This window comes from Streptomyces sp. NPDC051320 (assembly GCF_040682175.1).
Taxonomy (GTDB): domain Bacteria; phylum Actinomycetota; class Actinomycetes; order Streptomycetales; family Streptomycetaceae; genus Streptomyces.
In genome coordinates, this window is record NZ_JBFBAL010000009.1 from 63,971 (window position 1) to 84,237 (window position 20,267).

General features: G+C 70.8%; 18 protein-coding genes and 2 pseudogenes. 10 read left to right on the plus strand and 10 right to left on the minus strand.

Features of this window, described 5'->3' with window-relative positions; genetic code table 11:
* The first annotated feature begins 140 nt into the window (after positions 1 to 140).
* A pseudogene (locus AB0M87_RS20745) lies at positions 141 to 772 on the plus strand (GNAT family N-acetyltransferase).
* On the opposite strand, the gene AB0M87_RS20750 reads toward AB0M87_RS20745, so the two are convergent.
* A complete protein-coding gene (locus AB0M87_RS20750; protein WP_365854944.1) occupies positions 769 to 1,218 on the minus strand; it encodes a CBS domain-containing protein in 450 nt (149 codons plus the stop codon). The pseudogene AB0M87_RS20745 and the gene AB0M87_RS20750 overlap by 4 nt on opposite strands.
* A 494-nt stretch (positions 1,219 to 1,712) precedes the next feature.
* Here AB0M87_RS20750 and AB0M87_RS20755 point away from each other — a divergent pair, with 494 nt between their 5' ends.
* Together AB0M87_RS20755 and AB0M87_RS20760 are read left to right on the plus strand one after the other, a co-directional pair.
* Entirely contained in the window at positions 1,713 to 2,591 is an 879-nt protein-coding gene (locus tag AB0M87_RS20755; protein WP_365854946.1) for a SigB/SigF/SigG family RNA polymerase sigma factor, read from the plus strand.
* 106 nt (positions 2,592 to 2,697) lie between these two features.
* On the plus strand, positions 2,698 to 3,915 hold the full coding sequence (locus AB0M87_RS20760; protein ID WP_365854948.1) for an aminotransferase class I/II-fold pyridoxal phosphate-dependent enzyme: 1,218 nt from the start codon (positions 2,698 to 2,700) through the stop codon (positions 3,913 to 3,915).
* A gap of 46 nt (positions 3,916 to 3,961) precedes the next feature.
* On the opposite strand, the gene AB0M87_RS20765 is transcribed toward AB0M87_RS20760, so the two are convergent.
* Complete coding sequence (locus AB0M87_RS20765) at positions 3,962 to 4,576, minus strand: VTT domain-containing protein (RefSeq protein WP_365854950.1); 615 nt, start codon at positions 4,574 to 4,576, stop codon at positions 3,962 to 3,964.
* Complete coding sequence (locus AB0M87_RS20770) at positions 4,573 to 5,343, minus strand: MBL fold metallo-hydrolase (protein ID WP_365854952.1); 771 nt, start codon at positions 5,341 to 5,343, stop codon at positions 4,573 to 4,575. The genes AB0M87_RS20765 and AB0M87_RS20770 overlap by 4 nt, the downstream gene beginning before the upstream one ends.
* Before the next feature lie 178 nt (positions 5,344 to 5,521).
* Between AB0M87_RS20770 and AB0M87_RS20775 the strand changes: the two genes are divergently transcribed.
* A complete protein-coding gene (locus AB0M87_RS20775; RefSeq protein WP_365854954.1) occupies positions 5,522 to 7,639 on the plus strand; it encodes a phage holin family protein in 2,118 nt (705 codons plus the stop codon).
* A gap of 51 nt (positions 7,640 to 7,690) precedes the next feature.
* Here the strand turns inward: AB0M87_RS20775 and AB0M87_RS20780 are convergent, their stop codons facing one another.
* Positions 7,691 to 9,751 carry a phosphocholine-specific phospholipase C gene (locus AB0M87_RS20780; protein ID WP_365854956.1) on the minus strand — a complete coding sequence of 687 codons (2,061 nt, stop codon included), beginning with the start codon at positions 9,749 to 9,751 and terminating at the stop codon, positions 7,691 to 7,693.
* A 241-nt stretch (positions 9,752 to 9,992) separates the two neighbouring features.
* Between AB0M87_RS20780 and AB0M87_RS20785 the strand changes: the two genes are divergently transcribed.
* From AB0M87_RS20785 to AB0M87_RS20795, 3 genes are read left to right on the plus strand one after another with little or no spacing between them, the layout of a single operon-like run.
* The gene (locus AB0M87_RS20785) at positions 9,993 to 10,241 is read left to right on the plus strand and encodes a DUF5133 domain-containing protein (RefSeq protein WP_365854958.1); all 249 of its coding nucleotides are present in this window, start codon (positions 9,993 to 9,995) and stop codon (positions 10,239 to 10,241) included.
* A gap of 25 nt (positions 10,242 to 10,266) precedes the next feature.
* Positions 10,267 to 11,673 (plus strand): NADP-dependent succinic semialdehyde dehydrogenase, encoded by a 1,407-nt coding sequence (locus AB0M87_RS20790; RefSeq protein WP_365854960.1) that lies wholly within the window; start codon positions 10,267 to 10,269, stop codon positions 11,671 to 11,673.
* Positions 11,674 to 11,704: 31 nt separating this feature from the next.
* Positions 11,705 to 12,082, plus strand: a complete 378-nt coding sequence (locus AB0M87_RS20795) for a hypothetical protein (protein WP_365854962.1) — start codon at positions 11,705 to 11,707, stop codon at positions 12,080 to 12,082.
* A 7-nt stretch (positions 12,083 to 12,089) separates the two neighbouring features.
* Here the strand turns inward: AB0M87_RS20795 and AB0M87_RS20800 are convergent, their stop codons facing one another.
* From AB0M87_RS20800 to AB0M87_RS20810, 3 genes are read right to left on the minus strand one after another with little or no spacing between them, the layout of a single operon-like run.
* The gene (locus AB0M87_RS20800; RefSeq protein WP_365854964.1) at positions 12,090 to 12,533 is read right to left on the minus strand and encodes a response regulator; all 444 of its coding nucleotides are present in this window, start codon (positions 12,531 to 12,533) and stop codon (positions 12,090 to 12,092) included.
* Positions 12,530 to 14,101 carry an ATP-binding protein gene (locus AB0M87_RS20805; RefSeq protein WP_365854966.1) on the minus strand — a complete coding sequence of 524 codons (1,572 nt, stop codon included), beginning with the start codon at positions 14,099 to 14,101 and terminating at the stop codon, positions 12,530 to 12,532. The genes AB0M87_RS20800 and AB0M87_RS20805 overlap by 4 nt, the downstream gene beginning before the upstream one ends.
* Entirely contained in the window at positions 14,094 to 15,245 is a 1,152-nt protein-coding gene (locus AB0M87_RS20810) for a SpoIIE family protein phosphatase (protein ID WP_365855406.1), read from the minus strand. The genes AB0M87_RS20805 and AB0M87_RS20810 overlap by 8 nt, the downstream gene beginning before the upstream one ends.
* A 179-nt stretch (positions 15,246 to 15,424) precedes the next feature.
* Here AB0M87_RS20810 and AB0M87_RS20815 point away from each other — a divergent pair, with 179 nt between their 5' ends.
* The gene (locus AB0M87_RS20815) at positions 15,425 to 15,931 is read left to right on the plus strand and encodes a DUF6328 family protein (protein ID WP_365854968.1); all 507 of its coding nucleotides are present in this window, start codon (positions 15,425 to 15,427) and stop codon (positions 15,929 to 15,931) included.
* Positions 15,932 to 16,016: 85 nt separating this feature from the next.
* Here AB0M87_RS20815 and AB0M87_RS20820 read toward each other — a convergent pair.
* Positions 16,017 to 16,217: pseudogene (locus AB0M87_RS20820) on the minus strand (helix-turn-helix transcriptional regulator); the annotation flags it as partial.
* 49 nt (positions 16,218 to 16,266) lie between these two features.
* Between AB0M87_RS20820 and AB0M87_RS20825 the strand changes: the two are divergent.
* Positions 16,267 to 16,572 carry a 4a-hydroxytetrahydrobiopterin dehydratase gene (locus tag AB0M87_RS20825; RefSeq protein ID WP_365854970.1) on the plus strand — a complete coding sequence of 102 codons (306 nt, stop codon included), beginning with the start codon at positions 16,267 to 16,269 and terminating at the stop codon, positions 16,570 to 16,572.
* A 12-nt stretch (positions 16,573 to 16,584) separates the two neighbouring features.
* Positions 16,585 to 17,367, plus strand: a complete 783-nt coding sequence (locus AB0M87_RS20830; RefSeq protein ID WP_365854972.1) for a class I SAM-dependent methyltransferase — start codon at positions 16,585 to 16,587, stop codon at positions 17,365 to 17,367.
* Positions 17,368 to 17,384: 17 nt separating this feature from the next.
* Here the strand turns inward: AB0M87_RS20830 and AB0M87_RS20835 are convergent, their stop codons facing one another.
* Both AB0M87_RS20835 and AB0M87_RS20840 read right to left on the minus strand, forming a co-directional pair.
* The gene (locus AB0M87_RS20835; RefSeq protein ID WP_365854974.1) at positions 17,385 to 18,221 is read right to left on the minus strand and encodes an aldo/keto reductase; all 837 of its coding nucleotides are present in this window, start codon (positions 18,219 to 18,221) and stop codon (positions 17,385 to 17,387) included.
* Between the two features lie 85 nt (positions 18,222 to 18,306).
* On the minus strand, positions 18,307 to 20,103 hold the full coding sequence (locus AB0M87_RS20840) for an AMP-dependent synthetase/ligase (RefSeq protein WP_365855408.1): 1,797 nt from the start codon (positions 20,101 to 20,103) through the stop codon (positions 18,307 to 18,309).
* Between the last annotated feature and the right edge of the window lie 164 nt (positions 20,104 to 20,267).

Genomic DNA, 20,267 nt, shown 5'->3' on the forward strand with positions numbered 1-20,267 from the left:
CTGGCGACGCCCGGCACGCACGCTCGCCGCGCTGGCGAAATACCCTAATAGCTCCTCCCCCAAGGCCTTAAAGGCCAGGGGGACCCCCATTGAGGGCATCCCGCCGCCTTGCGAGCGCACGCACCGGACGCCGCCAGCTGATCCAGCAGGGATTGAGCAACAGCTTCTACCGGCCCGGGGATCGGGACGCGCTCTTCGACATATGTGTGCGCACCGCGCACAACGGCGGGGACTCCCGCCTGCTCTACCCCGACCTGGAGCTGATGCCGAACATTTTCGCGGCGCCCTACGTCGTCCTCGAGCCGGAACTGGCCTTCGTGATCGACGACGGCGGCCGTGCCGTCGGTTATGTGCTCGGCACGACCGACACGCCGGCCTTCGTCCGCCGCTTCCGCACCGAGTGGCTTCCCGGGCCGGCGGCGCGCTACCCGGCCCCCGCCCAGCCGCCCGGCACGCCGAGCGAGGCGATGATCGACCTGATGCACCGTCCGGAACGGATGCTCCTGCCGGAACTGGCGGTATACCCGGCACACCTGCACATCGATCTGCTCCCCACCCACCAGCGGTCCGGCCACGGGCGGGCGCTGATGGAAACCTTCCTCGCGACGCTGCACGACCGGGGCGTCCCCGGCGTCCACCTGTGCATGGTCACCAGCAACACACCGGCCAAGCCTTCTACGACCGCCTCGGATTCCACGAGATCCCCGTCCCGGATCCCGGTCCGGTGACCTACCTCGGCCGGTCAACCGCGCGACACGGAACGCCGAACTAGACGTCGGGGAGACCGGGCACGTCCGGCCAGGTGTCCGGCGCGGCCCGGCTGATGTCCGCCAGCGCGGATTCCGGGTCCCGGAGCCGCGCGAGGTCCCCCAGCGTCACCACTCCGAGCGGTCTGCCGTCCTCGATCACCGGAAGCCGCCGGATCGCGTGCCGGCGCATCAAGGACACCGCCGTCGCCGCCGCGTCGTCAGGTCCGACGCACACCGGCGCCGGTGAGCAGATGGCCTCGGCGCTGACCGTCAGTGGGTCAGCACCGTCGGCGGTCGCGCGCACCGCCAGGTCCCGGTCGGTGAGTACTCCGACCAGCCGGTCGCCCTCCGCGACCAGCACACTCCCGATGTCCTGAACCCGCATCAGCCGGGCTGCCTCCACGAGAGAGGCGTCGGGCCGTACGGCTGCGACACCCGCCGTCATGGCGTCCCGCACCAACTCTGTCATCGCTGCCCACCTCGTCTCCGCGCCGGAAGGCCGGGACCGCGGTGCACGAAAACGGCCTCATCCGGAGTACCCCCGGTGCCCGGCGGTCATGCCTCGATGCCTCGCGTGCGGCCCCGGCGACGCCGTGACACAAACGTGGGTGTTTGCCCGGACTCGTACGGGTGACCCGTGAGGCGGGAATCCGGCAAGGAAGGGACGGGCCGATGGCCGTCATAGCCGTCTGCATTCCGGTGTTCATGTTGGGTGTCGTACTCGCGCTCGGTCGGTATGAGGATTTCATGATGACCCGTGAGGAGAAGATTCCGGCCCCGCGGAGTCACTGACGTGTGATGCGCGCAGTTTGTGCCCTCGAGCCGGGGGCAGGCGAATGCTGTGCTTCGGACCGGAGGCACGTCCGTGGGGCGGCGTGCGCGCTCCGGGCGTGGCAGGCCGGAGACCGGACGACTCCCCGCGGTGAACGCACCGACCACACCGTTCCGGGAGTCTGATAACCGATGCGCACCCTCCAGGCAGCAAACCGTCGGCATCCGCACGACGACGCACCCGACACCGCCGAAGCCTTCCTGTCCCTCGCGGTCATGGAGGAAGGACCGCAGCGCGAAGCGCTGCGGCAGGAGATCATCGGCCAATGGCTGCCGATGGCTCACCGGATCGCCCTTCGTTTCCGCAACCGCGGCGAGGCCCTCGAGGACCTCAAGCAGGTGGCCGCACTGGGTCTGGTGAAGGCTGTCGACCGCTACGACCCGCACCATGGCGCGGCCTTCGAGAGCTTCGCCGTGCCCACCATCACAGGTGAGATCAAGCGCCACTTCCGAGACCACATGTGGACCCTCCACGTGCCGCGCCGCGTTCAGGACCTGCGCAACCGGGTCCGCACCGCGAAACGGCAACTGGAACAGACAGTGAGCGGACATCCGCCCACCCTTGCGGAGATCGCGGCGCAGGCGGCCCTGACCGAAGAGGAGACCGCCGCCGGTCTCGAAGCACTGGACAGTTTCTCCGCACTCTCCCTGGACGCCGTGCTCCCGGGCTCCGGGGACGGCTACTCGCTGAGTGATTCCCTCGGCCGGCCGGACGGCGCACTGGAGACCGTCATCGAACGGGAGGCGGTGCGCCCGGGACTGAGCAGTCTGCCGGAGCGGGAGAAGGAGATCCTCTACATGCGGTTCTTCCGGGACATGACGCAGCGCAGCATCGCGGAGAACCTCGGGATCTCGCAGATGCACGTCTCCCGGCTGATCGCCCGCAGCTGCGACCGGCTGCGGAACCAGGCGCTCCGGGAGCCCGTCGTTCACGCGCGGCAGACGCTCGGGCAGGCCCGTCCGGCCCCGGCGCGCGAGCACAGGGTGTCCGCCCTGCGGGGCGTCGGATGAGCAGAACGCGGGCCCGGTCGCCCGGGCCGGCAAACCTACGTATAAAGGTTGCGGGGGAGGGTTCGGGGACGAGGCGTGGTGCCCGGAGGCCGACGGAGGTGGCGGTATGCAGCGGACGGTTCCGGAAAGCCGAGGCCCCGTCCGCTACGGTCCGCCCGCTCCCGGCCCGGGACTCCCGGTGCTGCCCGAACTGGCCGCCGTCTTCGGCGCAGCGGTGTCCCGTACCGGGCCGGAGCCACCCGGCGGTGGACGGGCGCTGCGCGAAGCGGCTGCCGGCTACTGGAGCCGGCGCGGGCTGCGCTGCGGACCCGACCATGTGGTCGCGGCGGACGGTGTGCAGTCGTTGCTCCTCGCACTGCTCGCCGCCGAGGGCGGTGATCTGCTGGTGCCACGCCCGTGCCCTGCCTGGTGGAGCCCGCAGGCCCGGCTGTTGGGGCGGCGCGCCTACCCCGTGCCGATCCCGGCCGAGTGCGGGGGTGTCCCCGATTCGTACGCGCTGCTGGAGACCGTACGCAGAGTGCGGACCGAAGGCGGCACGCCACGGCTGCTGCTGCTCTCCGTCGCCGACGACCCGACGGGGACCGTCGCCCCGCCCGAGGTGACCCACGAGGCCTGCGAGGCCGCCGTCTCCGAGGGCCTGTATCTCATCAGCGACGAGACCTGGAACGGTACCCTCCACCGGCCGGGGGAGACCGTGCTCCTCAGCCCCGCCGAAATGCGCCCGGACCGGGTCACCGTGACCGTCGACCTGGCGGGCTCGCTCACCCCGACCGCCTGGCCGGTCGCCGTCGCCCGGTTCCCGGACACCGCTGACGGCGCGGCCCGCCGGGCCAGGGCACTGGACGTCCTCACCGCGGTCGGCGCGGTGGTGGCGGGGCCGGTCGCCGCGGCGGCCGCCCACGCCCTCGGCGAGCCACGGGCGGTGCGGGAGCGGGCCCGGCAGGCCGCGGCGGCATACGGCCGCGTGGCCGCCGCCGCCCACCGCGCGGTGCTGGCCGCCGGCGCGCTCGCCCGGCCGCCGGCCGCCGGCCGCTACTTCTACGCCGACCTGGGGCCGTTGCGCCCCGGCCTCGAGGCCCAGGGGGTCACCGACGCGCTGGAACTGGAGAACTTCCTGGGCGAACGCTTCGGCGTTCCCACCCCGGGCGGCCATCGCTTCGGTGACGACCTGGACGCGCTGAGGGTGCGGTTCTCCACCGGTCCGTTCCTCGGTGCGACCCGTCGGCAGCGTCTGAAGTCCCTCACCTCGGCGGAACCACTGGAACTGCCGCACGTGGCCCGGGCGTTGACCGCCTTCGCGACGGCCCTGGACCGGCTGCGATGACGTTCGCACCGCCACCCGGCCGGAGACCGCCGATGACGGAGCGGACTCAGGAACCAGCCCTGACCCTGCGCCACGCCGCCGGTGCGCCGCTCACCAGCAGCGTCAGTGCGACCGCCACCAGGACGCCCTTCCACGGCTCGTTGAAGAGCGAGCCGCCGAGAATCCCGATCAGCTGGTAGGCCGCGGCCCAGGCGAGACAGGCCGGTACGTCCCCGCGGGCGAACATCCGCAGCGGCATCCCGCCGAGCAGGCACGCCAGCATCACCGGAATCCGCCCGGCGGGGATCAGCCGGGAGAGCACCAGCACCGATTTGCTGTGCTGCTCGAGCTTCTCCGTGGTCTGGACGAGCCGCGCGTGCGGCACCCGCTTCCGGAGCGCCTCCAGCCAGCGCGACCCGTTCTTCGAATGCACCCCGCGCCGGCCGAGCCAGTACAGCGCTATGTCCCCGAGAAATGCCGCGCAGGACGCCACGGCGAACACGAAGAGCAGCGAGAACGGGTCGCTCTGATGGAAGGCGACCACCGCCGCCGTACTGACCAGCGCCCCGGTCGGCACCACGGGTATCAGTGACCCGAGCACCACCAGCAGGAACAATGTGGGGTAGCCCACGGCCTGCTGAGTGGACTCGGTGGGCAGCTGACGCACGAGTTCACTGATCACCTGGCCACCTCGGGCCGCACCTGTTCACCGTGGGTCAGCCGGTGGACCGACACCTCGGGTGCCAGCAGCGCCGCCTGGCGTACGAACTCGTCGCCCGGCGTGTGGAATTCATGCGGGCGGACGCCGTCCATGCCGACCGGCCAGTACGTGCCGTAGTGCACCGGCACCGCCGAACGCGGCCGCAGCAGGGTCAGCGCCCGGGCGGCCCGCTGCGCGTCCAGATGTCCGTGGCCGAGGAAGGGGCCCCAGCCGCCGACCGGCAGCAGCGCCACATCGACCGGGCCGACCGCCTCGGCCATGGTGTCGAAGAGCCCGGTGTCCCCGGCGAAGTAGGTCCTTGCCTCACCGATCACGACATAGCCGAGGGCCGGCGCGCGCTGCGGTCCGACCGGCAGCCGCCGGCCGTCGTGGTGTGCGGGCACCGCCCGTACCCGCAGGTCCGCCACCCGCACCTCGTCGCCGGGCGCCACCTCGGTGAGGGACAGTCCGAGCCGGCGCAGACCGGGCACCGCACCGGTCGCTCCGCGCGGGACGACCAGCCGGGTGCCGGGTGCCAGCCGGGCCAGCGACGACAGGTGCAGATGATCGAGGTGCAGGTGCGAGACCAGGACGACCTGGGCATCGGCAGCCCGCCGCGGCGGCAGCGCTCCTTGCCTGCGGCGCAGATGCGCGAGCCTGCGGACGAAGAGCGGATCGGTCAGCACCCGTACCCCGGAGTCCTCAATCGTGCAGGTGGCATGTCCCCACCAGGTCACCTCGACCGTCACCCCGCCACCTCCGACCTGCGCCGCCCGTGCCTGCGGCTGCCCGCAGCGTCGTTCCACGCTGCCCCACGAGCCTATGCGCCCGGCTCAGACCGGCAGTGACGCGGGGCCTCCTCCTGCGTTGTGAAAAGCTGGCCCACCGGGTCCGCAGGGGGCCCACCGGACGTGAGGTGGCAGAAGCGTGACGGCAGGGCGGTGGCGCAGGGCGGGCAGCGCCCTGTTCCGGATGACGGTGGTGTGGGTGGTGTCCACCCTGACCCTGCTGGTGCTCGCCGGACTGCTGCCGGATTTCCAGCTGGAGGCCGACAACGGCGACAGTGCGACCAGGGTCGCGATGACCGCCGGCTGGGGCGCCGGAGCGTTCGGACTGCTGAGCGCCCTGGTGTGGCCCCTGGTGGTGCGCGCGCTGCTGCTGGTGCCCGCGCTGGTCCTCGGCCTGCTGGTGTTCTTCCTCAACGGTTCGCTGCTGCTGCTGGCCCTGCGGCTCATCCCGGACGGCCGCGGTGAGTCCAATCCGGAGACCGCGATCGTGGTGGCCGCGGTGATGTCGGCGGTCGCATCGGCCACCTCGACGTCGCTCGCTGTGCGTGACGACGAGGCCTACCGGCGAAGACTCTCGCGCCTCGCGGACCGGCGCAGACGCAGACGCGGTGAGGCCGCCGGGCCGGGCACTCCGCCCGGCACCGTCTTCCTGCAACTGGACGGGGTCGGTCATGCCACCCTGGTGCGGGCGATGGGCGAGGGTCTGATGCCCACCGTCGCGGGATGGCTCGATGCCACCCATCGCCTGGATGCCTGGCGGACCGACTGGTCGAGCCAGACCGGCGCCAGTCAGCTGGGCATCCTGCACGGTTCCAACCACGACATCCCCGCCTTCCGCTGGTACGAGAAGGAAACCGGGGACCTGGTGGTCTGCAACCGGCCCGCCGCCGCGGCCGTCCTGCAGCGGCGGGCCATCGAGCGCACCGGTGACGGTGGGCTGCTGACCGTGGACGGCGCCAGCCGCGGCAACCTCTTCAGCGGCGGCGCCGATCAGCTGGCGCTCGTGCTGTCCATGGCGGCCCGGCGGGGCAGGCGCAACCGCTCCCGGGCCGGCTACTTCGCGTACTTCTCCGACCCCGCCAACGCCGTCCGCACCGCGATGTCGTTCGTCGTGGAGGTGGGCCGGGAGATCAGCCAGTCCACCCGCGCCCGCATCCGGAAGGACGAGCCACGGATCAAGCGTGGCGGGCTGTACCCGTTCATCCGTGCCTTCGCGACCGTGGTGGAGCGCGATGTGGTGGTCACGGCGGTGATCGGTGACATGTTCGCCGGGCGCACCGCCGTCTACGCCGACCTGGTCGCCTACGACGAGGTGGCACATCACAGCGGCCCGCGCAGCAGGGACGCGGCCAAGGTGCTCGAACGCCTGGATCGCTCCCTGGCCCTGATCGCGAAGGTCGCCGAGCACGCACCCCGCCCGTACCGGATCGTGCTCCTCTCCGACCATGGCCAGAGCCCCGGCCGGCCCTTCGACAGCAGGTACGGGCTGACGCTGAAGGAGCTGGTGCGGGCCGGCTGCGGCCTGCCGGTGCCCGCCCGGGCCCGCCGCACAAGGAGCGGCGCCGAGGCGCGGGACGCCGTGCGCGTCGTGCTGCGCCGGCCGGCGCAGGCCGGTGCGGAAACGCTGCCGGATCCGGACTCGGATCCGGTCGTACTGGCCTCCGGCAATCTGGGGCTGATCTCCTTCCCGGACACGCCGGGACGCATGACGCGCGAGGAACTGGACCGCCGCCGCCCGGCGCTGCTGCCCACCCTGGCCAACCATCCGGGCATCGGGTTCCTTCTCGTCGGCAGCGAGGCGCACGGCGCGGTGGTGCTCGGCGCGGGCGGCGTCGAGGTGCCTGTGGCGGAGCTCGTCGACGGCGAGGGCCCGCTCGCCCACTTCGGCCCGGGCGCCGCCGACGCGGTGCGGCGTACCGACACCTTCCCGCACGTCGCGGACATCATGGTCAACTCGATGTACGAGCCGGACAGCGGCGAAGTGCACGCCTTCGAAGGACAGATCGGCTCGCATGGCGGTCTCGGCGGCGAGCAGTCGCACCCCTTCCTGCTCTCGCCACGCGACTTCTCCGCGCCGGTGGAGGACGGCGGAGAACTGATCGGCGCCGAGCAGGTGCACACCGTGCTGCGGCGCTGGCTGACCGAGTGCGCGGGCCCGCAGGTGCCCCTGGGCATCCGGGCTCCGGCGCCGGACGACGCTGTCGCTGTCGAGGACGGCGCGGCGCCTGGCGGCGTGGTACCCGACCGGGCCGGCTGAGCCCGGCACCACCGTGGGTGTGAACGGAAGCGGTGCCGGGCCCCGCCCCGGTCAGCCGGTGATGATCGCCGGGTCGCTCACCCCGGGCGTGCCGTTCTCCACATGCCCGGCGAACCGGCGCAGGAACGTGCGGTCCGTGTCGGACACCACCGTCAGGTCGTACCAGCGCCGGGTGGAGCGCAGTCCCAGCCGGTGCACCACGCGGTGACCCGCGCGCACCGTGAAGGTCTCGCCCGCTCCGCCGTACGCGTTGGTCACCGTCAGATGGCAGTCGGCGCTGCCCGCGTTCGTCATGGTCAGCTCGATGCCGCCGCCACCTGCCGGATCATGGCGGGCGGTGACCTCGGGACCCGCGGTGGAGCCGGGGCCCTGGAAGGTACGCAGAAAGCCGTTGGGCCCGAACACCGAGAGGTCGTACGCACCCTTCGAATAGGCCGCGTTCCAGGTGTCGGAGATCTTCTTGCCGGCCTCGGTGGTGTAGGTCCAGGGCCCGTCCGTACGGTTCGCGGAGGTGACGGTGAAGCATGCCCCGGCAGCCGCGCCCCCGCTGAAGGTGAGCGTGAACCGGCCGGTCGCGGGTGTGGCCGCGCCGTCCACCAGCGGGGCGTACTGCAGCGGCCTGGTCGGCCTGGCCCCTGCCTCCTGCTTCGGCAGGGCGGGACGGTCCGGCGCCTTCGGCACGTAGCTGTCGTGCCGCTTGTTGTCCGGCGGCCGGTAGCCGTCGGTGTCGGGGAGCGGTACCCGCCCGGTGTCCTTCAGCGCGAAGTCGAACGCCGAGGTGAGGTCGCCGCAGATGGCGCGCCGCCAGGGCGAGATGTTGGGCTCGTGCACGCCGAAGCGGCGCTCCATGAACCGCAGGACGGAGGTGTGGTCGAAGAGTTCCGAGTCGACGTAGCCACCGGTGCTCCAGGGCGACACGACGACCATCGGCACACGCTGGCCGAGGCCGTAGGGGCCGGCCGCGTAGGCGAGGTCACCGGGGAAGTAGTCCAGTGAGGTGTCCACGGTGGAGGCACCGCGGTCGGCCGAGGCCGGGGGGAACGGCGGCACGGCGTGGTCGAAGTAGCCGTCGTTCTCGTCGTAGGTGAGGAAAAGCGCCGTTCGGCTCCACACCTCGGGGTTGGAGGTGAGCGCGTCCAGCACCTGCGAGATGTACCAGGCGCCGTAGTTCGCGGGCCAGTTGGGGTGTTCGGAAAACGCCTCGGGGGCGGCGATCCAGGAGACCTGCGGGAGCGTGCCCGCCCGCACGTCCGCCTTGAGGAGGTCGAAGTAGCCGTCGCCGCTCTTCGCGTCGGTGCCGGTGCGGGCCTTGTCGTAGAGCGGGTCGCCCGGTTTCGCGTTGCGGTACTTGTTGAAGTAGAGCAGCGAGTTGTCGCCGTAGTTGCCCCGGTAGGCGTCGTCGATCCAGCCCCAGGACCCCGCCGCGTCCAGGCCGTCGCCGGTGTCCTGATAGATCTTCCAGGACACCCCGGCCTGTTCCAGACGCTCGGGGTAGGTCGTCCAGTCGTACCCCGCCTCGGCGTTGCCGAGGACCGGGCCGCCGCCCTTGCCGTCGTTGCCCACATGACCGGACCACAAGTAGTAACGATTGGGGTCGGTGGCCCCCATGAACGAACAGTGGTAGGCGTCGCAGACGGTGAACGCGTCGGCGAGCGCGTAATGGAACGGAATGTCCTGGCGGGTCAGATGCGCCATGGTGCCCGCCGACTTGGCGGGAATCCACTGGTCGTACTTGCCCTGGTTCCAGGCCCGGTGCCCGCCCGCCCAGTCGTGGTCGAGGCCGGCGATGAACTGCATGCCGAGGTCCTCGGCGTCCGGGTGGTAGGGCAGCACGTCCTTGCTGCCGTCCGACTGATACCAGACCGGCTTACCGCCGACCGGCGTCACGGGACGCGGATCACCGAAGCCGCGTACGCCCTTCATGGAGCCGAAGTAGTGGTCGAAGGAACGGTTTTCCTGCATCAGGACGACGATGTGCTGGATGTCGTCGATGGTGCCCGAGCGGCGCGCGGCGGGGATGGCGGCGGCGCGGGCGATGCTGTCCGACAGGGCCGAAAGGCCCGCGGTAGCGCCTGCGATCTGGAGGAAGCGGCGCCGGTTGAGCTGAGGCATAGGGGTGGGGACCTCTCGCGGTGTGCGGGCAGGGGCCAGCTGAGTGTTTCCAGAGGAGCGGGGGAAAGGGAAGGGGGCGTGACGTCCGGATGAATCAGCGCGGCAGCGGCGGCGAACAACCCGGCTGATTCAGGCCGTGCCGCCGCGCGGTCGTCCGGGCGGGGCCGCACTCCGCATGAAAGGGCGGCCCCAGGGCACCCGAAGATCGACCCCGCCCGTCCGTTCATCCGAGGAGATCACCGTGCCGCTCGCCCACCCCGTCATCCTGCGGAACCTCGTCGAGCGCCATCAGGCCCTGTCCCGGCAGTACTCGGTGGACGGCGCCCCCGCGATACGCCGGGAGCTGGACACCGTGGCGCAGCTGCTCTGTGTCGCCACCGGAACGGACGACGTCTGCTCCGCGCTGGCGGCTGCCGCCCACGGCGTCCGCGACGCCGGGCCGCAAGGTGGCCCGCGTTGCGAGGCGGTGCCGGGCGCGGCAGGGTCGTGACAGCGAGCACTAGGAGGAACACCTCATGCCCATCGCCACGGTGAACCCCGCGAACGGCGAGACGCTCCGGACGTTCGACGCGCTGGAGGCCCAGGAGATCGAGCACCGGATCGCCACCGCCGACGCGGCCTTCCGGCAGTACCGCGCCACGGATTTCGATGAGCGGGCGCGATTGCTGAACCACGCCGCCGACCTGCTGGAGAAGGAGCAGGACGATATCGCGCGCACCATGACCACCGAGATGGGCAAGCCGCTGGCGGCCGCCCGTGCGGAAGCGGCCAAGTGTGTGAAGGCGATGCGCTGGTACGCCCGGCACGCCGCCGAGCTGCTGGCCGACGAGCACCCTTCGGACGCCGATGCCCGGGACTCCGGCGCCGATCGTGCGTACGTCCGCTACCGGCCCCTCGGTGTGGTGCTGGCCGTGATGCCCTGGAACTTCCCGCTCTGGCAGGTCGTACGGTTTGCCGCCCCCGCCCTGATGGCAGGCAACGTCGGGCTGCTCAAGCACGCGTCGAACGTCCCGCAGACCGCGCTCTACCTGGGCGAGCTCTTCCACCGGGCCGGCTTCCCGAAAGGCTGCTTCCAGACCCTGCTGGTGGGCTCCGGCGAGATCGAGTCCATCCTGCGTGACCCCAGGGTGGTGGCGGCGACGCTCACCGGCAGCGAGCCGGCCGGCCGGTCGGTCGCCGCGGTGGCGGGCGACGAGGTCAAGAAGACCGTGCTGGAGCTGGGCGGCAGCGACCCGTACATCGTGATGGCGTCGGCGGACATCGAGCGGGCGGTCAGCACCGCGGTGACGGCCCGGGTGCAGAACAACGGGCAGTCCTGTATCGCGGCCAAGCGCTTCATCGCCCACTCGGACGTCTACGACACCTTCGTGGACCGCTTCACCACCCGGATGGCGGCGCTGAAGGTGGGCGACCCGATGGACGAATCCACCGAGGTCGGCCCGCTCGCCAGCGAGCAGGGCCGCGCGACCCTGGAGGAGCTGGTGGACGACGCCGTGCACCGGGGAGCCACCGTGCTCTGCGGCGGCGAGCGCCCGCAGGGCCTCGACCGCGGCTGGTACTACGCCCCCACCGTGCTGATGGGTGTCACCGCCGAGATGCGCATCCATCGCGAGGAGACCTTCGGCCCGGTGGCCACGGTGTACCGGGTGGACAGCGTCGACGAGGCGGTGCAGCTCGCCAACGACACTCCTTTCGGGCTGAGTTCGAACGTCTGGACCCGGGACGACGCGGAGGTGGACCGGTTCGTCAGGGATCTGGACGCCGGCGGGGTGTTCGTCAACGGGATGACGGCCTCGCACCCCGCCCTGCCCTTCGGCGGCGTCAAGCGCTCCGGTTACGGACGCGAGCTGGCCGGCCACGGCATCCGCGAGTTCTGCAACATCACCACGGTCTGGCACGGAGCCGAACCGGACGAGTCCTGAAGCCTGAAGGGAATGGGTAAGGAAAGTGAGCATGATGCCCGGAACAGACAACCCCGAAGCACTGGTCAAGGTGGCGCTCACCGGCCGCTCCCACGACGACGCGGCGGCCGTCTTCGAGGCGCTGCGGGCCGCGTTCCCCTCCGACCGTGCCGCGTCCGACGTACCGCAGCCGGAGACCGACGGCGGTCGGCCGACCGTGTGGACGGCGGCCTACGAGGTGCGGGAGGCCGCCCAGGGCGAGCCGGCGGCGACCACCCTCACGGCCCCCATGACGGCCAGCGTGCAGGGCGGCTACCACGCCGTCGACGTGCTCCGCGGAGTCCTCGAGGGAACGTTCACGGTGCAGGAGAAGGGCACGGCCTTCGGAGACCAGGAAAAGGAACTGGAACTGGTACTGGAAAGCCGGTAGCGGGTGGTCAGGCCTGCCGCGGCAGCCGCACCACCGTGAGGAAGAAGTGGTCGATCTGGCGCACCGCTGAAAGGAACTGCTCCAGATCCACCGGCTTGGTGACATACGCGTTGGCGTGCAGCTGGTAGCTGCGCAGGATGTCCTCCTCGGCCGCGGAGGTGGTCAGGACGACGATGGGTATGTCGCACAGGTCCGGATCCGATTTGATCCGCTCCAGCACCTGCCGTCCGTCGTACCTGGGGAGATTCAGGTCGAGCAGTACGAGGTCCGGGCGCGGCGCCTCGGTGTGCGCGCCGCGCCGGTAGAAGAAGTCGAGTGCCTCCTCGCCGTCCCTTACCACATGGAGGGTGTTCTGGATCTTGTTGTCCGCGAACGCCTCCCGGGTCATCAGCTCATCACCGGGGTCGTCCTCGACCAGCAGAATTTCGATGGACTCGAGAGACACAGTCACGGTTCGCTCCTGACCGGTAGGGTGAAATGGATCCGGGTGCCCGTCGGCGTCGAGGTGTCAAGCCAGATCCTGCCGCCGTGGAAATCGACGATCTTCCGGCACAGGGCGAGACCGATGCCCGTCCCCTCGTACTCGTCGCGGGCATGCAGACGCTGGAAGATCACGAAGATCTTGTCGGCGAACTCCGGCGGCACCCCGATGCCGTTGTCGGACACCGTGAGCCGCCACTCTTCGGCTTCCCGGACACAGCCGACGGTGATCCGGCACGGTGTGTCGGACCGGCGGAACTTGAGGGCGTTGCCGATCAGATTCTGCCAGAGCATGGTCAGGCCGGTCGGATCGCCGGTGATCCGGGGCAACGGATCCTCCCGTACGACCGTGGCCGCCGACTCCTCGGCGAGCGCCGCGAGGTTGAGCAGTGCCCGGTCCAGCGGCTCGTCGAGGGGTATCAGTTGCCGGCTGTCCAGGACCCGGCCGACCCGCGAGAAGGTGAGCAGATCGTTGATCAGGACCTGCATCCGCTTCGCACCGTCCACCGCGAAGTCGATGTACTGCTTTCCCCGGGCGTCCAGTTCCTCGCCGTAGCGTTTGTCGAGCAGTTGGCAGAACGACGCGACCTTGCGCAGCGGTTCCTGCAGATCGTGCGAGGCGACATAGGCGAACTGCTCCAGCTCCGCATTGGACCGCCGCAGTTCGTCCGCCTGCTCGGCCAGCAGCGCCTCACGCTCCCGTGCCTCGGCGAGTTCGTCCACCAGTCGCATGCGCATGTCCTCCACGGCCGCTCCGACGGCCCGCACATCGTCCGGCCCCGGGACCGCGACCCGCCGGTCGAAGGTTCCGCCGCGCACCGCGTCCGACGAGGTGCGCAGCAGACGAAGCGGCCGGCCCACGATCCGGTGCAGCAGCACACCCAGCACCAGAACCATCACGGCGAAGGCGGCGATCAGCGTCAGCAGGGCCCGGTCCTGGGTGCGGCGTGCGTCGGCGAGCTGCTGACGGGCCCGCGTCCGGGCGGTCTCGATGTGCTTCTGCTGGAGCGCGAGGGCGGCCCGCACGGCGTCGAAAGCGGCTTTGCTGCGCTGGACCAGGGCGGTGGAGCCGGCACCGGCTCCCGCCGACCGTACGTCAGCGATCAGCGGTTCCGCCTGCTCCCGCCGCCAGGTCTGCCCGGCGTGCCGGATCAGGTCCAGATCCTGCGCGTACGGCTCGCCGGGGGCGGCCAGAAACCCGCCGACCACGGCCAGATACCGCTGCTCGTCCCGCTTGCCCTGTTCATACGGATCGAGGAACGAGCGGTCACCGCTGAGCGCGTAGCCGCGGACCCCGGTCTCCTGGTCGAGGAGGGACTTCTGCAGCTGGAAGGCGGCAGCGCGGGCCGGCTGGACGTGGTCGACCAGATCGGTCGTCCGGTCGTTGGTGCGGGACAGGAAGACCCCGCCGACCGCGGTGCACAGGCAGGCCACGACCACGAAACCGGCGAGGATCAGATGGACCCAGTTCTGCACCGAAAGCCGGGACCGGAAGCCCCGCACCTCCCCCCGTCCCCCGCGGGTTCCGTCGTCAGCCATGGCGCGTCGTTCCCCACCCCAGGTGCAGTACCGCCACGTCGTCCGCGAGTCCTCCGTACGGCGCGGCTCCCTCGGTCGCTTCCCGGACCAGGGCGTCGACGAAACCGTCGGCCGCCAGGGCCCCGTGTCGCAGGGCCAGTTGCAGCAGTCCGGTTTCGCCCAGCCGGGACGCGGGCCCGGTACGGCCCTCGAACAGCCCGTCGGTGAAGAGCACCACGTGGCCGCCGGGAGGCAGGGCCATCTCCGTCTCGTTCCACCGGGCCGCGCCGGGCAGCAGGCCCAGGGCCATCCCGCCGGCCGGTTCGTCCCAGCTCACTGCCGTGCCCTGGCGCACCAGGAAGCCGGGGTGGCCGGCCCGGGTGACCCGCACCCGGCGGCCGTCCGGCGGGAAGACCAGCGAGGTGACGGTGGCGAAGATACGGGGATCGGACCGTTCGGCGACCAGTATCTCCTCCAGGAGCCGTATCTGCTCCAGGTGGTCCATCGCGCACAGCACAGCGGTGCGCCAGGCGACCCGCAGACAGACGCCCAGCGCCGCCTCGGCGGCCCCGTGCCCCGACACGTCGCCGATCACCACGTGTACGGTCCGGTCGGCGGTCTGCACCACGTCGTAGAAGTCGCCGCTCAGCAGTCCGTGCGCCCGGCCCGGTGTGTACCGTGCGACCACCTCGAAGTCCGGCCCGCGCAACAGGGGCACCGGCAGGAGGCCGCGCTCCAGGCGGGCGTTCTCCTCCGCCATCAGCCGGTTGGCCTGCAGCGCGGCAGCCGACTGCTCGACCTGCTTGCGCTGCAGGGCGTAACGGATCGCCCGGCCCAGGGACTCCGGGTCGAGCCTGCCCTTGACGAGATAGTCCTGTGCGCCGGTGGCGACGGCGGCCAGCCCCGCGTCGGCCTCCGCCAGACCGGTGAGTACGACGATGGCCACGTCCGCGGCCGCCCGCACGAGGCCGGTGACCGCCTCCAGGCCCTGCACATCCGGCAGGTGCAGATCCAGCAGGACACACACCGGGGTGCGGCAGGTACTGAGGAACCGCTGGGCCTCCGCCAGCGACTTGCACCAGGTCAAAGGGAAATCCAGATCACTGTCGATCAGCATTTCCTCGACGAGCATTGCGTCACCCGCGTCGTCCTCGACCAGCAGCATCACGGCGTCGAGGTCCTTGACGCCGTCCCTGGTTGCCGTCAGGAGCTCCCACCGGGTCCTTGCGGCTGGCACTCCCCGGCGCACCGAGGCGTTCACAGGTGTCTCGTGCACGTTCCCTCGCCTCCCCACGACCGACGACGCGGGTTTCAGGGCGCCGTACCGGCGGGCAGTCTATGCGAGTGAGCGAAAACGGCCCGGGCCGCGCCGACGGCCGCGACGACGGATGGGGGCGCCACGAGACGCCGGAGCAGCGGGCCGACCGGAAATGGACGGACCTGCTTCAGGAGCTGCGGGTTGCCCAGACGGGCGTGCAGATCCTGTTCGGCTTCCTGCTGACGGTCGTCTTCCAGCAGCGCTTCAGCGAGCTGTCGCAGACCGACCGCCACATCTACGTGGTGACCGTGATGCTGGGCGCCGCCACCACCGGCGCGCTCATCGCGCCGGTCTCCCTGCACCGGCTCCTCACCGGACAGCGGCTCAAGCCGCAGACCGTCGTCTGGGCCTCCCGGCTCACCGTTCTCGGACTCGGCCTGCTGCTCTGCACCACGGCGTCGTCCCTGCTGCTGATCCTGCGGGTCGCGGTGCACAACACCACCGCCATGTGGCTGGTCGGCGCCATGGTCGGCTGGTTCGTCCTGTACTGGATCGCGATCCCGCTCTGGGCGCGGCACGCGAACCGGGACTGAGCGTGCGTGTGGCCTACCGCCCGATCGACCGCAGATGCTCGACCGTCGCCGGATCGGCCGGCAGGAACGTCTCGATGGCCGGCGGCGCGTCGCGCTCGCGCGCCGGGACGTCCAGATGTCCGGCGAGCCGCAGGATCATCGCCTCGCTGGGGCGCGCGCGGCCGGTCTCGATGAAGCTGACGTGGCGCGCCGAGGACTCGGCGCGCAGGGCCGGTTCGAGCTGGCTCACCCGGCGCCATCCGCGCAGCAGCGGCCCCACCCCTGTGTCGAGCGCGACAGTTGTCATACCCGGACCGTAACCTCGCAGACACCGCTACTGGGATGGAGCCCCGCACATGCCTGCTGCCCCGCTGCCGCGGAAGGACATCGAGGACCGGCTGCACGAGCTGCCCGGCTGGTCGCTGGAGGGGGACCGGATCGCTCGCCTCTACCGCCTTCCGCACCACTTCGCCGCCACCGCGCTGGTCGTTCACATCGCCCAGATCCAGGAGGAGCTGGGCCATCACTCCGACCTGACCCTCGGCTACAACACGGTCCGCCTGACGGTGAACTCGCACGACGCGGGAGGGGCGGTCACCGAGAAGGACTTCGGCCTGGCCCGGCGCGTCGAGGACATCGCCCCGGGGCACGGTGCCGCCTGACAGGATGGCGGCATGCTGGACTACGAAGCCGAGGCCGCCGTCTACGACGCGACGCGTGGCGGAACACCCCGGGCCGAGGCCGCCGCCGAAGCCGTGCTGACCCTGGTGCCCGCCGGTGCCCGCACGCTGCTGGACATCGCCTGCGGCACCGGGATCGTCACCGAGCGCCTGGTCCGCCCGGGCCTGCGGACCGTCGGCGCGGACGCCGCTCACGGCATGGCGCGGAAGGCGGTCGCTCGCATGGCCGGCGCGATCGTCCTCGCCGATGTCCGCCGACTGCCGCTGCCCGACGCCTCGGTGGACGCGGTCGGCGCGATATGGCTGCTGCACATGCTCCCGCAGCCGTGGACGGTGGTGGCCGAGGCTGCTCGGGTCCTGCGTCCCGGCGGGGTGTTCATCACGACCGTCGACAAGGACGAGGGCCACGACGTGGGCAGCGACATAGACGCCGTGCTCGCTCCGCACCGTTCGAGAAACCCCAGCGACCGCGCCGACCTCATCGAGCGGTACGCGGCCGGACACGGCATGCGCCCGGTCGGCGAGGCCTCCTTCACCGGCTACGGCCAGGGCCGGACACCGAGCGCGACGGCGGAGGATGTGCTGCTGGGCAGATACGCCTCCCGGCTCGCGGTGCGCGGCGCCGCAGCGGAGCGGCTCGCGGGGGAACTCGTCGCGCTGCCCGCCCCGGGCATCCGCCGGCCCGACCCGGTCCACCGGCTGATCGCGTTCGGCGCCGGACGGCCCGGGGCGAACTCGTCCGGCGCCTCGGGACAGCGTCAGCCGGCGCTCCGTTGACGGAAGCCGGTAGCGGGTCAGGCGCCCAGGTTCATCGTCGCCGGGTCGGAGCCGAGCCGCTTGCCCTCGTTCAGCGCCGCGATCGCCGCCAGGTCGTCGGCATCGAGCTCGAAACCGAGGACGTCGAAGTTCTCCTTGATCCGGGACGGTGTCGCGGACTTGGGAATCACGATGTTCCCGGTCTGCAGATGCCACCGCAGCACCGTCTGGGCCGGCGTGCGGCCGTGCTTCCTGGCGATCGCGACGAGAGTCGGAACCTCCAGCAGCCCCTTGCCCTGGCCGAGCGGTGACCAGGCCTCGGTGCGAATACCGTGCTCGGCGTGGTAGGCGCGTGACTCGGCCTGCTGAAGGTGCGGGTGCAGCTCGATCTGGTTGACGGCCGGAACCACCGAGGTCTCGTCCAGGAGCCGCCGCAGGTGCTCGGGAAGGAAGTTGGAGACACCGATCGCCCTGGCCCGGCCGTCCGCGTAGATCTTCTCGAAGGCCCGGTAGGTGTCCAGGTAGGCGTCCTTGGCCGGGACCGGCCAGTGGATCAGATACAGGTCGACGTAGTCGAGGCCGAGTTTGCCCAGCGAGGTGTCGAAGGCGCGCAGCGTGGAGTCGTAGCCCTGCTCAGTGTTCCACAGCTTCGTGGTGACGAACAGGTCGTCACGCGCGATCCCCGAGCCGGCGATCGCTCTGCCGGTGCCCTCTTCGTTGCCGTAGACGGCTGCGGTGTCAATGCTGCGGTAACCGGCCTCCAGGGCTGTGCCCACGGCCTTCGTGGCCTCGTCGTCGGCGATCTGCCAGACACCGAAGCCGAGCTGCGGCATCTCGACACCGTTGTTGAGGGTGATGGAGGGGACCTTGCTCACGAGCGGTTGACTCCTCGTACGTCGTCGGTTGGTCCATCCATGATGAAGGATCACGGAGTGTGCCGGATTGCCACCCCCCGGCCCGTCACCGGTACAGCGCCTCGACCTCTTCGCTGTACGCCGTCTCGATCGCCTTGCGCTTGAGCTTCAGCGAAGGGGTGAGCAGCCCGTGCTCCTCGGAGAACTGATGCGCCAGGATCCGGAACGTACGGATCGACTCGGCCTGCGAGACCAGCGTGTTCGCGGCCACCACCGCCCGTCTGACCTCGGTCTCCAGGTCGGGATCGCGGACCAGGGCGGCCGGTGGCAGCGACTCCTTGCCGTGCATGGTGAGCCAGTGCTCGACGGCTTCCTGGTCGAGCGTGACGAGTGCGGCGATGTACGGCCGGTCGTTGCCGACGGCCAGACACTGAGCGACCAGCGGATGCGCCCGTACCCGCTCCTCCAGGGCGCCCGGCGAGACGCTCTTGCCGCCCGAGGTCACCAGGATCTCCTTCTTGCGCCCGGTGATGGTGAGATAGCCGTCGTCGTCGAGTGCGCCGAGGTCGCCGGTGGCCAGCCAGCCGTCGTTGAGTACGGCGTCGGTGGCCTTGGGGGAGTTGAGGTATCCGGCGAACACGTGCCGGCCGTACACCCACACTTCGCCGTCGTCGGCTATGTGCACGGTGGAGCCGGGGATGGGCTGGCCGACCGTGCCGAAGCGGGTGCGTTCGGGCGGGTTGGCCGTCGCTGCCGCAGAGGTCTCCGTCAGTCCGTAGCCCTCGTAGATGGTGACGCCCGCGCCCGCGAAGAACAGCCCGAGCCGCCGGTCCATCCCGGAACCGCCGGACATCGCGTGCCGCACCCGGCCGCCCATCGCGTCGCGCACCTTCGAATAGACCACCTTCTCGAAGAACTGGTGCTGCATCCGCAGCCCCGCCGATGGTCCGGGCCCCATACCGAAGGCCTTCTGCTCCATGGCCTCCGCGTGGCGCACGGCCACCTCGACGGCCTTCTCGAAGGGCCCGGTCTTCCCGTCGGCCTCCGCCTTGCGCCGTGCCGCGTTGAAGACCTTCTCGAAGATGTACGGCACCGCCAGGATGAAGGTGGGCCGGAAAGCGGCCAGGTCGGGCAGCAGTGCCCGGGCGGCGAGTTCGGGCTGGTGGCCGAGCTTGACCCGGCCACGGACCGCCGCGATCTCCACCATCCGGCCGAAAACATGCGCCAGCGGCAAGAACAGCAGGGTCGAAGCGTTGTCGTCGCGTTTGGACTGGAAGACCGGCTCCCAGCGGGCGACCATCGTGTCCGCCTCGTACATCAGGTTGGTATGGGTGATCACACAGCCCTTGGGGCGCCCGGTGGTCCCGGAAGTGTAGATCACGGTGGCGACCGAATCGGGGGTCACCGCCCGGCGATGGCGGTGCACCACCTCGTCGTCGACCTGGGCGCCGGCTCTCAGCAGTTCGTCGAGCACACCGGCGTCCAGTTGCCAGAGACGCCGCAGGTTGGGCAGCCGGTCGATCACCGAGCCGATGGTCATGGCGTGGTCCTCGTGCTCGACCATGCACGCCGTGACCTCGGAGTCGTAGAGCATCCAGAAGACCTGCTCGGCGGAGGACGTGGGGTAGACCGGCACCGACTGGGCGCCCACCGTCCACAGCGCGAAATCGAAGAGCGTCCACTCGTAGCGGGTGCGGCACATGATCGCGACGCGGTCGCCGAACCGCACGCCGTCGGCGAGCAGGCCCTTGGCCAGTGCCAGCACCTGGTCCCGGAACTCGCGCGACGTCACGTCGTGCCAGCGGCCGTCCTTCTTCCGGCCGAGCGCCGCCCGGTGGGGGTCCTCGTCGGCGTAATCGAACACGACGTCCGCCAGTCCGCCGACCTGGGGCGCCGTCACCATGGGTGGGACAGTGAACTCGCGCAAGTGACCTGCTCCTATGTGACGCTCCGCACAGCGCGTGACGGTACCGCAAGGCGGAGTCGGGCGGGAGAGGGATCGAGTGGTCGGAGATGTGCGGAATTGACAGATGTCGTCGGGTGAATTGTCCCTACATGGGGAAGCCT

What these genes read in the sequence shown, in the direction of transcription:
- AB0M87_RS20825 (WP_365854970.1), top strand. Translation starts at nt 16,267, where the DNA reads ATGCCTGCTGCCCCGCTGCCGCGGAAGGACATCGAGGACCGGCTGCAC.
- AB0M87_RS20790 (WP_365854960.1), top strand. Translation starts at nt 10,267, where the DNA reads ATGCCCATCGCCACGGTGAACCCCGCGAACGGCGAGACGCTCCGGACG.
- AB0M87_RS20760 (WP_365854948.1), top strand. Translation starts at nt 2,698, where the DNA reads ATGCAGCGGACGGTTCCGGAAAGCCGAGGCCCCGTCCGCTACGGTCCG.
- AB0M87_RS20840 (WP_365855408.1), bottom strand. Translation starts at nt 20,103, where the DNA reads ATGGTGACGGCGCCCCAGGTCGGCGGACTGGCGGACGTCGTGTTCGAT.
- AB0M87_RS20795 (WP_365854962.1), top strand. Translation starts at nt 11,705, where the DNA reads ATGATGCCCGGAACAGACAACCCCGAAGCACTGGTCAAGGTGGCGCTC.
- AB0M87_RS20805 (WP_365854966.1), bottom strand. Translation starts at nt 14,101, where the DNA reads ATGGCTGACGACGGAACCCGCGGGGGACGGGGGGAGGTGCGGGGCTTC.
- AB0M87_RS20810 (WP_365855406.1), bottom strand. Translation starts at nt 15,245, where the DNA reads ATGCTGCTGGTCGAGGACGACGCGGGTGACGCAATGCTCGTCGAGGAA.
- AB0M87_RS20755 (WP_365854946.1), top strand. Translation starts at nt 1,713, where the DNA reads ATGCGCACCCTCCAGGCAGCAAACCGTCGGCATCCGCACGACGACGCA.
- AB0M87_RS20750 (WP_365854944.1), bottom strand. Translation starts at nt 1,218, where the DNA reads ATGACAGAGTTGGTGCGGGACGCCATGACGGCGGGTGTCGCAGCCGTA.
- AB0M87_RS20780 (WP_365854956.1), bottom strand. Translation starts at nt 9,751, where the DNA reads ATGCCTCAGCTCAACCGGCGCCGCTTCCTCCAGATCGCAGGCGCTACC.
- AB0M87_RS20830 (WP_365854972.1), top strand. Translation starts at nt 16,585, where the DNA reads ATGCTGGACTACGAAGCCGAGGCCGCCGTCTACGACGCGACGCGTGGC.